This window comes from Streptomyces canus, assembly GCF_041435015.1.
In the GTDB taxonomy this organism is placed as follows: domain Bacteria; phylum Actinomycetota; class Actinomycetes; order Streptomycetales; family Streptomycetaceae; genus Streptomyces; species Streptomyces canus_G.
Genome location: NZ_CP107989.1, coordinates 9631042 through 9643280 on the forward strand (window position 1 = coordinate 9631042; position 12239 = coordinate 9643280).

General features: G+C 71.9%; 11 protein-coding genes and 1 pseudogene. 6 read left to right on the top strand and 6 right to left on the bottom strand.

Annotated elements, in window-relative coordinates:
• The first annotated feature begins 140 nt into the window (after positions 1–140).
• On the top strand, positions 141–1379 hold the full coding sequence (locus tag OG841_RS43880) for an ROK family transcriptional regulator (RefSeq protein WP_328643443.1): 1239 nt from the start codon (positions 141–143) through the stop codon (positions 1377–1379).
• 60 nt (positions 1380–1439) lie between these two features.
• Here the strand turns inward: OG841_RS43880 and OG841_RS43885 are convergent, their stop codons facing one another.
• Positions 1440–1892, bottom strand: a complete 453-nt coding sequence (locus OG841_RS43885; RefSeq protein ID WP_307072430.1) for a cytidine deaminase — start codon at positions 1890–1892, stop codon at positions 1440–1442.
• A 204-nt stretch (positions 1893–2096) separates the two neighbouring features.
• Between OG841_RS43885 and OG841_RS43890 the strand changes: the two genes are divergently transcribed.
• From OG841_RS43890 to OG841_RS43905, 4 genes and pseudogenes are all read left to right on the top strand, one after another.
• Complete coding sequence (locus tag OG841_RS43890; protein ID WP_371569938.1) at positions 2097–4340, top strand: MMPL family transporter; 2244 nt, start codon at positions 2097–2099, stop codon at positions 4338–4340.
• A 7-nt stretch (positions 4341–4347) separates the two neighbouring features.
• The gene (locus tag OG841_RS43895; protein ID WP_328636255.1) at positions 4348–5679 is read left to right on the top strand and encodes a sensor histidine kinase; all 1332 of its coding nucleotides are present in this window, start codon (positions 4348–4350) and stop codon (positions 5677–5679) included.
• A complete protein-coding gene (locus OG841_RS43900; protein ID WP_365120954.1) occupies positions 5676–6368 on the top strand; it encodes a response regulator transcription factor in 693 nt (230 codons plus the stop codon). Before OG841_RS43895 ends, OG841_RS43900 begins: the two co-directional genes overlap by 4 nt.
• A 1-nt stretch (position 6369) precedes the next feature.
• Positions 6370–6922, top strand: a pseudogene (locus OG841_RS43905) (FAD-dependent oxidoreductase); the annotation flags it as partial.
• On the opposite strand, the gene OG841_RS43910 reads toward OG841_RS43905, so the two are convergent.
• From OG841_RS43910 to OG841_RS43925, 4 genes are all read right to left on the bottom strand, one after another.
• Positions 6888–7628: an SDR family NAD(P)-dependent oxidoreductase gene (locus OG841_RS43910; protein ID WP_328636253.1), complete on the bottom strand. Its 741-nt coding sequence runs from the start codon at positions 7626–7628 to the stop codon at positions 6888–6890. The pseudogene OG841_RS43905 and the gene OG841_RS43910 overlap by 35 nt on opposite strands.
• A gap of 333 nt (positions 7629–7961) precedes the next feature.
• A complete protein-coding gene (locus tag OG841_RS43915; RefSeq protein ID WP_328636252.1) occupies positions 7962–8780 on the bottom strand; it encodes an SAM-dependent methyltransferase in 819 nt (272 codons plus the stop codon).
• Positions 8781–8855: 75 nt separating this feature from the next.
• Positions 8856–9107 (bottom strand): DUF397 domain-containing protein, encoded by a 252-nt coding sequence (locus OG841_RS43920; RefSeq protein ID WP_371569942.1) that lies wholly within the window; start codon positions 9105–9107, stop codon positions 8856–8858.
• Positions 9104–9979 carry a helix-turn-helix domain-containing protein gene (locus OG841_RS43925; RefSeq protein WP_328636250.1) on the bottom strand — a complete coding sequence of 292 codons (876 nt, stop codon included), beginning with the start codon at positions 9977–9979 and terminating at the stop codon, positions 9104–9106. Before OG841_RS43925 ends, OG841_RS43920 begins: the two co-directional genes overlap by 4 nt.
• 304 nt (positions 9980–10283) lie before the next feature.
• Between OG841_RS43925 and OG841_RS43930 the strand changes: the two genes are divergently transcribed.
• Positions 10284–10682 carry an ATP-binding protein gene (locus OG841_RS43930; RefSeq protein ID WP_328636249.1) on the top strand — a complete coding sequence of 133 codons (399 nt, stop codon included), beginning with the start codon at positions 10284–10286 and terminating at the stop codon, positions 10680–10682.
• 95 nt (positions 10683–10777) lie between these two features.
• Here the strand turns inward: OG841_RS43930 and OG841_RS43935 are convergent, their stop codons facing one another.
• Positions 10778–12085 carry a PP2C family protein-serine/threonine phosphatase gene (locus OG841_RS43935; RefSeq protein WP_328636248.1) on the bottom strand — a complete coding sequence of 436 codons (1308 nt, stop codon included), beginning with the start codon at positions 12083–12085 and terminating at the stop codon, positions 10778–10780.
• Positions 12086–12239: the final 154 nt, after the last annotated feature.

Below are 12239 nucleotides of genomic sequence, written 5' to 3' on the forward strand. Positions count from 1 at the left end.
ATCGGCCTCGATGGCCGGAATTTGATGGGCGTCAGCTAAATCCATTTGATGGATGAAGTCAATGCTTCGAGTATGTAAACTTTCGCCGTGGAAGGCCGGGGGCGGCGGATGTGAGGGGATCAGGTGACCGACAGGTGACGATGCTCAGCGGGACGAACCTGCCGCGGGTCGGCGGCTACAACCAGGCCGTCGTCCTGGACGCCATCCGCACCACGGGACAGGTCAGCCGGGTCGAGCTGGCCGCCCTCACCGGCCTGACCAACCAGACCGTCTCCAACGTCGTCCGCAAGCTCCTCGAAGCGGGTCTCGTGGCCGAGTCCGGCCAGGCCCCCTCCAGCGGAGGCAAGCGCCGCACCCTGCTGACCCTCCGGGCCGACGGGGCGTGCGCGGTCGGCGTCCACCTCGACCCCGAGGCCGCAGTCATCGTGGTGGTCGACCTGGCCGGCGAGGTGATCGGCAGCCGGCGGCTGCGGCTCACCGACCCGGGCGACCCGGCCGACGTGGTGGACCGCATCGCGCGCACCACCGGGCGTCTCCTCGACCGCAGCGCCGTGGACCGCACCCGCCTGCTCGGCCTGGGCGTCGCCGCGCCCGGGCCCCTCGACGGAAGCACCGGAGCCGTGGTCTCCCCGCCGAACTTCCCCGGCTGGGGCCGCGTCCCCCTCGCGGACATGTTCGCCGACGCCACCGGCCTGCCCGTCGCCCTCGACAACGACGCCACCGCCGCGGCCATCGGTGAGCGCTGGATCGGCGGCGCGGACCGGGCGGGCAGCTTCCTGTTCCTCTACCTCGGCACGGGCGTCGGCGCCGGCATCGTCCTCAACAACACGGTCCTGCACGGCGATTCGAGCAACGCCGGCGAGTTCGGCCACATGGCCGTGGAGCCGGGCGACCGTATCTGCCACTGCGGTGCGATGGACTGCCTCGGCCCGTATGTCAGCCCGGCCGCGATCATCGACGACCTGCTGCGCCTGCACGGCCGAACCGCCGCCGACCGCATCGGCCTCACCGGTACGCCCGACTCCGTGCACCACGACTGGAAGGCCCTGCGCCGAGCGGCCCGCGCGGACGATCCCGACGCCTGCGACGTCGTACGGCGTGCCGCGCGCCGTATCGGCGAGGCCGCGCGCGGCGCTGCCAGCCTCCTCGACGTCAGCCGGGTCGTCCTCGGCGGCGAGGCGCTGCGCGGCATCGAGCCGATCATCCGCGAGGAGGTCGAGGCCGCCGTCAACCGCACCTCCGTCGCCCGTACGATCCGCGCGGTCGCCGTTGAGCAGAGCGTGATCGGCGAGACCGTGGGCGCGGTGGGGGCGGCGTCGCTGGTGCTGCACGGGAACTATGCGCCGGGGTGGCGGATGCTGACGGATGTGCCGGGCTGAAGTGGGGGCGGGGCGCGTCGAGTGGGAGGGTGCGCTGACGTCCCGTGTCCGACGTCCGGGTCAGTTCCGGGATTCCGGGTCCTGGGCTTCGTAGGGCCAGACATCGTCCGGGAAGACTCGCGCGAACCAATGGGGCTGGACGTCCCGAAGCTGCAGCGTTCGCCAGCGGCGTGGGTCGGCAGGTTCCGGGACCGCGACCTCGACGTCCGGGCCGTAGGCGAAGAGCCGCTCTTGGCAGACACCACAGGGCGCCAGGATCCAGTACCCGCGATCCTTGTCGGCGGCGGTCACGCACACGGACGCCACCACGCGCCGCCCCAGCTTGAAGGCCTCACAGATGGCGCCCGTCTCGTGGCAAAGGCCCACGGCACTGTTCGGTGCGTCCGGGGCGGTGCTCGTGAGGATTGCTCCGTCGTCGAGACGCAGCGCAGCGGCCCCGGACCAGTCCTGTCCGGGGAAGCGGTGGCGGGCCAGCCCGATGGCGGCGTCCACGAGTTCCTGATCAACGGCCATGGAGAAAACGTACATCCGGCGGACACCGTCGAGGCTCAAGTCGGCCTGGTGCGTGGGCACCAGGGCATGTGAGGGGCTGGTCCGGGTGCACCAGGGGAAGACGGCGGCGGAGGACGATGCCCGGCGGGACGCCGGAAGGAAGGGTTGGGGGCGTGCGAATCCCGCGCATTCCCCCTGCCTGACGGTGTCTGGAGTGATCAACAGGTGGCTACGTTTCTTTACCGGATCGGACGGTGGGCCTTCCGGCGGCGCCGTCTCGTGGGCGGGCTGTGGCTGGGTGCCCTGCTGCTGGCCGTCGCCGCCGCCGCCCTGGCGCCGGCCGGGGAGGAAGAGGACCTCTCCATGCCCGGCACCGAGTCGCAGAAGGCGTTCGACCTGCTGGACGAGCGCTTCCCGCAGAGCAACGCCCAGGGGGCCGAGGCCCGCTTGGTGTTCCGGGCCCCTGACGGGCAGCGGGTGACGGCCAGGGAGAACAAGGCGGCCGTCGAGGACGCGCTCGGCTCGCTGGACGGGGGCGGTCAGGTCGCGTCGACCACCGACCCCTATACGACCCACGCCGTCAGCGAGGACGGCACCGTCGCCTACTCCACGATCACCTACACCGCGGACGCCGTCGACCTGACCGAACCGACGAAGAGCGCCCTCGGGGACGCCGCGAGCCGGGCCCGGGACGCGGGGCTGACCGTGGAGATCGGCGGCTCGGCCCTGGACGCGGAAGAGGAACTGGGCGGTACGACGGAGCTCATCGGCGTGGCGGTGGCGGCGGTGGTGCTGGTCCTCGCCCTCGGGTCGCTGGTCGCGGCCGGACTGTCACTGCTGACCGCGTTCACGGGCGTGGCCATCGCCTTCGGTCTGGTCTCCGCGCTGGCCGTTCCGCTGGGTCTGACGTCCACCGTCGCCATCCTGGCGCTGATGCTGGGCCTGGCGGTCGGCATCGACTACGCCCTCTTCATCACCTCCCGCTTCCGGGACGAACGCGCCCAGGGCAGCGAGCCGGAGGAGGCCGCCGGCCGGGCGGTGGGCACCGCCGGATCCGCGGTCGTCTTCGCCGGCGCGACCGTCATCATCGCCCTGGCCGGGCTGGGGGTCGTCGGAATCCCCGAACTCACCAAGATGGGCATGGGCGGCGCGGGCGCCGTGGCCCTGGCCGTACTCGTCGCCCTGACCCTGGTCCCCGCGCTGTTCGGCTTCTTCGGTCGGCGGGTGCTGTCCCGCCGTATCCGGAAGGCCACCCGGCCGGGAAGCGAGCGCCCATACCCGGTGCCCACCCCTGCCGGCCGGCCCGGGCTCGGCACCCGCTGGGCGCGGTTCGTGCTGCGCCGGCCGGTGGCCGTGCTGATGATCACCGGACTCGGACTCGGCACCGTCGCCCTCCCGGCGCTGAGCCTCGAACTCGGGCTGCCCGGCGACGAGTCCAAGTCGGTGCAGACCACCCAGCGCCGTGCCTACGATCTGCTGTCGGAAGGCTTCGGCCCCGGCTTCAACGGCCCGTTGACCGTGGTCGTGGACATGTCGGCGTCCGAGGACACCCGGGCCACCACGGGCCTGGTCGTCAAGACCGTTGGGGGAGTGGACGGGGTCGCGTCGGTCGGTGATCCGGTGCTCAGCCGGAGCAAGGACACGGCCGTCCTCACCGCCGTGCCGCGGACCGCGCCGAACAGCGGCGCGACCAAGGACCTGGTGCACGCGATCCGGGGCGCGGTCCCGGGCGTCGAGGCCGACACGGGCGCCGCCGTCCTGGTGACCGGCACCACCGCGATGAACATCGACATCTCCGAAGCCATGTCCGACGCCCTCGTCCCCTATCTGACCGTGGTCATCGGCTTGGCGGTGCTCCTTCTGATGGTGGTCTTCCGCTCGGTGCTGGTCCCGGTCAAGGCCGCGCTCGGCTTCCTGCTGTCGGTGGGTGCCGCATTCGGCGTCCTCGTCGCCGTCTTCCAGTGGGGCTGGGCGGCGGACCTGCTCGGTATCGAACAGACCGGACCGGTCATGTCGTTGATGCCGATTCTCATCATCGGCATAGTGTTCGGCCTCGCCATGGACTACGAGGTCTTCCTCCTCACCCGGATGCGGGAGGCCTACGTCCATGGCGCGTCTCCCGGCGAGGCGGTCGTCAGCGGGTTCCGGCACAGCGGCCGTGTGGTGGCCGCGGCGGCGATCATCATGATCAGTGTGTTCGCCGGATTCGTCGGGATGCACAGCCCGACCATCCAGACGATGGGGGTCGGCCTGGCCGCCGCCGTCGCCTTCGACGCCTTCGTGGTCCGGATGGCGATCGCACCGGCGGTCCTGGCACTGCTCGGCCACCGGGCCTGGTGGCTGCCTCGTATCCTGAACCGGATGCTGCCGAATGTGGATATCGAGGGTGAGGCACTGAGCGGGCATGTCCCGGCCGCCACGGCCGAGTCGGACGCACCGGTGCGGCGGCTCCCCGTCGGGCGGGACTGAGCCGGCCATGACCAACACAGGGCGCAGTGGCCCGCGACCACGCGGCACGTGGTGGCGGGAGGGAGCGATCACGGCGACGGCGTTCGCGCTCTGTCTGCTGGGCGGCGTGGTGAAGGACGACGGCAGCACGCTGTCACCGCCGTCCGCCGTCGCCTACTTCATCGCCGTGGTGTCCTGTGCCGTACTGCCGGTGCGGCACCGGGCGCCCCTGGCCGCCATGGCCGTCACCACCGCGAGCGGCGTGCTGGCGCCGTTCCTGGGCCTCCTGCTCAGCCCGCTCATCGCGGCTCCCGCCGTGATCACCGCCTACTCCTACGCGCTCACCGCGCGCACCGAACGGCGTGCCGGGAGCGCGGTGGCGCTCATCTCCGCGGCGCTGCTGGTCGCCTCGACCCCCCTGTTCGGGGCCCTGTCCTGGAAGGACGCGAGCCGGGTGGGAGCGGTGGCGGCGTTCCCGCTGGTGGCCGGCGTACTCGGTCACTCGGTGCGGAACCGGCGGGCCTACCTGGCGGCCGTGGAGGAGCGGGCCCTGCGGGCCGAGCAGAGCCGGGACAGCGAGGCGAGGCGCAGAGTGGCCGAGGAACGGCTGCGTATCGCCCGTGAATTGCACGACCTCGTGGCCCATCAGATCACCCTGGCCAACGCGCAGGCCACGGTCGCAGCCCACCTCTTCGACACCCGCCCGGAGCAGACCCGCAAGAGCCTCAAGGAGCTCGTCGAGACCACCGGCGACGCGCTCGACGAACTGCGGGCCACGGTCGGTCTGCTGCGTCAGTCCGGGGACGCGGCCACGCCCGCCGAACCGGCGCCCGGCCTCTCCCGGCTTCCCACGCTCCTCGAGTCCTTCCGCCGCGCGGGTCTGGAGGTGTCGGCGCACCAGGAGGGCACGGCCAGGCCGCTGCCGCCGGGCGTGGACCTCACCGCCTACCGCATCGTCCAGGAGGCCCTGACCAACGTGACCAAGCATGCCGGTACCCGAAGCGCCCGGGTGCGCCTCGTCTGGAACCGCGACCGCGTGACCATCACGGTCGCCGACGACGGAGGGGGCGCCCGGACGGCATCGACCGCCGCCGCGGGGCCGAGTGCGCCCACGGCGGGGGACCGTCCGCCCGGTTACGGTCTGATCGGGATGCGTGAGCGTGCCACCGCGGTCGGGGGGCACCTCTCCGCGGCCAGGCGCCCGGAGGGCGGGTTTCTCGTCTCCGCCCACCTGCCCCTCCCGCCCGCCAAGGACGCGACGCACGGGACGGACGGAGCGACAGCCGTCGAGAACCGGATGGCCGACGCGGCGACAGGCGACGGACGGACGGGCGACGCAGAGGCCGGGGATGCGCTGTGACGCTCCGCGTGCTGCTCGCCGACGATCAGGCCCTGCTGCGGGGTGCCTTCCGGCTGCTTCTCGACTCCGCCGACGACATCACCGTGGTCGGTGAGGCCGCCGACGGCAGGGAGGCGGTGAGACTCACCCGGCAACTGCGCCCGGACGTCGTGGTCATGGACATCCGGATGCCCGAGGTGGACGGTCTCACCGCCACGTCGGAGATCTGCGCGGACCCCGAACTACGCGCCAGCCGCATCCTGATCCTCACCACGTACGAGACCGACGAGTACGTCGCCCAGGCGCTGCGCGCCGGCGCCGGCGGATTCATCGGCAAGGGCATCGGCGCCGAGGATCTGCTGGACGCCGTGCGGACGATCGCCGACGGCGACACCCTTCTGTCCCCCGCCGCGACCCGTTCCCTGGTCGCCCGTTTCCTGGCCACGCCGGACGACGTCCCGTCGCATCACCCCGAACAGCTCGCCGTGCTCACCCCGCGTGAACGCGAGATGGTGGCTCTGGTCGCGACCGGCCTGTCCAACCAGGAGATCGCCGAGCGGATGTTCCTCAGCCCCTTCACCGTCCGCGCCCACGTGCAGCGCGCCATGACGAAGCTGGACGCCCGCGACCGGGCACAACTCGTCGTCATCGCCTACCGGACGGGCCTGGCCCAGGCCGCCCCCGACGGCGGCACCGACCGCCTGTCGTAGTACTCGCGAGCTCATGCTGTGGAACTCCCGGGAAAGGCCGCGGCCCTCTACGCCGTCGGGGAGAACGGCGAACTGCACGCCTTCCTGAATTTTCACCGGCCGGAACCGTCGTTCGACGGCCTCCGGAACCCCGACGCCCAGCGGGACCTGGTCGCCGAGGCCTTCGCAGGCGCGGGATGGGAGGTCCCCGGCATGGTCGAGGCCATGCGCGACGCGGACGACCTGCTCTTCGACACAGCCGGTCGGATCCGCCTGCCCCACTGGTCCAGCGGCCACGTCGTTCTGGTCGGTGACGCCGGGTACGCCCCTTCGTTCCTGACCGGACAGGGCTCGAGCCTTGCGCTGGTCGGTGCCAACATGCTCGCCCACGCTCTGGCCACCCACCGGGACCACGCCGCTGCCTTCGCCGCCCCACCACACCGCGGGCCCTGGAGCGACGGAACACCATGCTGCGTGACCTCGTCGCCCTGCCCTCCGCGTCGTCCCAACCGGCCCACTCAGCCCTGACGCTGCCCGAGTTCAGGTCAGGTTCAGGCCGCCGTCGAGCACGATGACCTCCCCGGTCAGATAGTCGCTGCCGATCACCGAAGCCACCAGGTCGGCCACGTCGGCAGGGCGGGCCGGGCGGTGCATCGGTGCGCGGTCCCGCCACAGTTCGTGCGCCTGCACCCAGTCCTTCGTCATCGGCGTGTCCACGAGACCCGGTGCCACCGCGTTCACCCGTACGTCGGGCCCGAGCGCGGCCGCGAGCAGCCGGGTGACGTGGTTCAGCGCGGCCTTGCTCGCCGCGTACGGCACCGAGGAACCCTTGGGCCGTACGCCGGCATGGCTGGTGATGTTGACGATGCTGCCGCCGCCGGGGGACTGCCGTAGCGCGGGAAGGGCCGCGGTGCACAGTACCCAGGGCGCGATGAGGTTGACCTCCAGCAGGCGCCGCCAGTCCTCCGGGGTCGCCGCCGCGAGGTCCGCGTGCGGGATGGGCCGGCTGATGCCCGCGTTGTTCACCAGCACATCCAGGCGCCCGAAGCGACCCAGTGCCGTCTCGACCAGCCCCCGGGCCTCCTCCTCCACTGCGAGATCAGCCCGCACGTAGGCGCCGCCGAGTTCCGCAGCCAGCGCCTGCCCGGCCTCCGTGCTGCGCCGCGAGTGCACGACGACCCGCGTCCCGTCCGCCGCGAGGCGCCGTGCGACGGCCTCGCCGATCCCCGACGTGGACCCGGTGACCAGGGCGACGGGCCCGTCGCCTTGTTGGATGCTCATGGCATTGGATCTTGTCATGGCCTTCGCGGGACGTGGTCACCCGTTTCCAGCCCGCCCGCTCCTTCGCCCCCTGAGCAGCGGCAGTCCGCCCGCGTCCCCAGGCGGCCAGAGGCCGGAGCGCGTCGTTGAGACGCTCGTTGTCCTCGGTTCGGTGAGTACCAGCAGGGCGCCAGACCCGAACTGCCCAGCCAGTGCTTCGCGTTGATGCACCGCCGACTGGCCGAGGGCAGCGGGGGAAGACCTGACGGGTGCGATCGACCGGCTCATCCGCTGACGGCCGTTGACCGCCCGGGCCGCCCTGCGGGCACCTGCTCCCGCACGGCCGACGCCGTGTCACGGCTTGATGCCCACCCCGGCCCACGCGCTGACCTCGGCGTCCGTGGGCTCAGGGCCGGAGCCCTGAGGATCGTCCGGGCGCCACCGGTGGGTCAGGGAGACACCGGGGTCGAGCAGGTCGAGGCCCTTGAAGAAGCGGGTGACCTCCTGCTGGCTGCGGACCTGGGCCCGGGTGCCCGCGGCGGCGTAGATGCCGACGAGCTTCTCCCACAGCTCCGGGGCGAAGTCACCCGTGCAGTGACTCACGGCCAGCGCGCTGCCCGAGGGCAGGGCGTCCAGGAGGCGGGCGACGATGCCGTACGGGTCCCAGTCGTCCGGGACGAAGTGCAGGATGGCGTTGAGGGACAGGGCCACGGGCCGGTTCAGGTCCAGGGTCCTGGCCAGCTCGGGGGAGCTGAGGATCGCCTCGGGGTCGGTGAAGTCGCCCTGGACGTAAGCCGTCCGTCCCTCGGGTGTGTTGCGCATCAGGCGCTCGGCGTACTTGAGGACCAGGGGGTCGTTGTCGGCGTAGACCACGCGAGCCTCGGGAGCCACGGACTGCGCGACTTGGTGCACGTTCGGCTCGGTGGGGATGCCGGTGCCGATGTCCAGCCACTGGCGCACGCCGTACTCCCGCGCGAGGACACGGGTGGCGCGGTGCATGAAGGAGCGGATCTCGCGGGCGCACGTGAAGATGCCGGGGTAGGTGGCCGCGACGGCCTCGGCCGCCTTCGCATCGACGTCGAAGTGGTCCTTGCCGCCGAGGTAGTAGTCGTACATCCGGGCCGAGTGGGGCCGACTGGTGTCGATCTCCCGCGCGGCGTGCGAGTCGGTCATCCTGTCCCTTTCAGGCGGTGTGCGTGGGGGTGTCGGGCAGGTCGCTGCCGGGGCAGGTCCGGCTCGGGTCGTGGTTCAGCCGGCCATGAGGTGGTCGGCGAGGCCTTGTTTGATGCCTGTGACGAATGCGGCGATCTCCTGCGGGGTGTAGATCAGCGCGGGTCCGGCCGGATCGGTCGACTGGCGCAGCGCCACCCGGCCGTCGGCCAGCAGCTTCGTCTGGACGCACTGGCCGCCGTTGGGCCCGCTCCACGGGGACTCCCAGCCCTGCTCGCCCAGGTCGGTGGCCGGCATCCCGTTGTAGACATGAGAGTCGGTGGTGGTCATGAGTACTCCTTGCGCATGCGGTTCAGCAGCGCCTTGCTGTCCGCGTCCGAGCTCAGCAGGGACATGCGGTTGTGCGCCTCCAGATGCGCCGACACGTCCGCCCGCTGGTCCAGGTACATCGCGCCCGAGAGGACCTCGGTGTACACGATGTCCGGCAGCTCCCGCTCCTCGAAACGGAAGTAGGTGAACGGGGCGCACGCTCCCACGTGGGCGCCCGCGGTGAACGGCACCACATCGACACTGACGTGCTCCAGCTCCGAGACCTCCAGGAGCCGGTCGATCTGCTCCCGCATGACCTCCGGGCCGCCGACCACCCGGTGCAGTACGGCCTCCTCCATCACCACCCACAGCGTGGGCGCGCCGGGTCTGTCCAGCAGGCTCTGGCGGCGCAGCCGCAGGTCCACACGCCGCCCCAGGTCCTCCTCGGACTCGCCCGGGAACCCGCCGCGCAGGACGGCGCGCGCGTAGGCGTGGGTCTGGAGCAGCCCCGTGACGTAGTGGGGCTCGTAGGCGCGCAGGGTCCTGGCCCCGGCCTCCAGGCTGACGTAGGCGCTGAACCAGTTCGGCAGGACGTCCCGGTAGGTGTGCCACCAGCCGGGCTCGTTGGCCCGCTCGGCGAGCTCGACGAACTCCTCGATCTCCTGCCCGTCCGCCCCGTAGGTCTCCAGCAGCTTCTCCACGTAGAGCGGCTTGAGGGCGACCTCCGCCTTCTCCAGACGGCGGATCGTCAGGGACGTCACCCTCAGGGCCCTGGCCGCGTCCTCCAGCGAGGCCCCCGCGCCCTGGCGCCGCTCCTGCAGACGCCGGCCCAGGATCATGCGCAGCACGGTGGGAGCACTGGTGCCACCGGCGCTCGTACGGCCTTCGCTCACGTCCCGACCTCCTGAGGGGCTGTCACCGACTCGAGTCTGACAGCGACTTGATGACGCCACCAGACGGATATCGGCTTTCTGAAATTATCAGGGAGCTGGTTGCAGGTTGAACTTGGGTGCGAGCATGATGACTTGTGTAAACCGTGCCGCCGAACGCGAGCACGGTGACGTCAACCGTCCCCACCCTGTGGCGTGTTGTCATCCCCCGCCCCCGATGCTGCTCGCCCGGCCGCGCCCGCCGCCCCCACGGAAGGCCAACACCGTGTCCCCCCACACGACCTCGTCCCCGCAGCTGTTAGACGCCGTGGACCAGGAACGAACCCACTGGATCGAACTTCCCGCCCACCGCTCCAGCGTCGGTGTCGCCCGGCGCTCCGTCGGCACCCGGCTCAAGGCCTGGAGCCTGCCGGGCGAGCTCTGCTCGGACGCGGTGCTGCTCCTGTCCGAACTGGCCACCAACGCCGTGTGCCACACCCTCAGCGCGCGCATCCTGTGCGGCATCGGGCTGGTCACCGACGGGATCCTCCGGCTGGAGGTGCACGACCACGACCACTCGGGCCCCACGTTGCGCCGGTGCCGGGCGGGGCTCGACGACGAGGGCGGGCGCGGACTGTTCCTCGTGGAGCAGCTCGCGGACACCTGGGGGGTGGACCGCTCGAGACTCACCGGCGGCAACGCGGTATGGGCGAATCTGACGGCCTGAACCAGGGCCTGTCCGGCCGATCAGGCCGGCTGAAAGAAACAGTGCCTACCGGCCGAGCCGGGCCCGCGACGCCGGGATGATCCGCCGGACGGGCCCTAGCCCTTGGTGGGTGTGAGTTCGGCGAGGAGCAGGGTGCGGTCGTCCGCGCCGGCCGGATCGGAGGGGGCGTTGAGCAGCCGTCTGCACAGGGAGTGCAGCGGGTCGTGGTCGACGGCGGCCGCGTCGACAGCCCGGGCGAGGCGGGCGATCTCGTGGTCTATGTCGGCGTCCCGCGACTCGACCAGACCGTCGCTGTAGAGCACGAGCAGCGCGGGCTCGTCGATGCTCAGCACGGTGGGCTCGTAGGCGCCCGCACCGAGACCGAGCGGCAGGCCCGCGCCGACCAGCGTGACCGGAGCGGTCCGGCCGTCCGGGCCGCGCAGCAGTGGCGGAGGGTGACCGGCACCGACGAGGGTGCAGGTGCCGCGCCGGGCGTCCCACTCGGCGTAGATGCAGGTGGCGAAGGACGCGCCCGGGGTGTCGCTGGCGAGCGCGTCGAGCCGTCGTACGAGATCGACGGCGGGGATGTCGAGACCGGCCAGCGTGCGTACCGCGGTGCGCAGTTGGATCATCGCCACGGCCGATTCCGGCCCGTGCCCCATGGCGTCCCCGACGATCAGGCTGACCCGGTCGTCCGGCCGTCTCAGCACATCGAACCAGTCACCGCCGATGATCGAGCCCTGTCCGGCGGGCAGGGAGCCGTGGGCGATGCGGCAGCCCTCGACCTCCTGGATCGTGCCCGGCAGCAGGCTGCCCCGGATGGCCAGGGCGGTGCGCCGCTCGTGCTCGTAGCGGCGCGCGTTGTCCAGGGCGACCGAGGCCCGCGCGGCCAGCGATTCCACGGCCGCGATCTCCGCGGTCAGGAACGGCCCGCGGTCCGGTCCGCGGGAGCAGGCGACGAAGCCGATCGCGCCGCCGCGCAGCCGCAGCGGCACCACGAGGAAGGAGCGCGTCTTGAGGAGTTCGCCGATGCGCGCGTCCTCATCGACGGAGGCGGCGAGCCGCTCGGCCGTGTGGTCGTCGACCGAGTCGAGCAACTGCGCGTGTCCGTCGACCAGGGCGCGGGCGTACGGGGTCTCGCGGGGGAAGACGAGCACCTCGCCGACCGGCAGGGTGCGCTCCCAGGACTCGGGCGCGTCCGTGCCCACGCGCAGGGCCAGTCTGCGGGCCTCGATCTGGGCGGGGTCCGCGCCGGCGTACGTGGTCTCCTCGCGCCGCCACCGCTCCAGCAGATAGAGGGACGCCGCGTCGCAGAAGCCGGGCGTCAGCGCGTGCACGACATGGCTGCCGGTCAGCCCCAGGTCGAGTTCCGAGCCGATGACGTCGGCCGCGGGGGAGAAGGCCGACCGACGGGGCGGGGGCACGGCGGCGGGGGTGTCGTCGGAGCGGCTGTGCGGTTCGTTCCGCAGGGTCGTGGTGCCTTTCCGGGTGGGGGTCCGGGCGCCCGGCGCGGGACAACTGATCGCCAGGCGTCGACGGCAACTATATGATGAGTCGTCAAGTGCCTTGTTGGGAAAG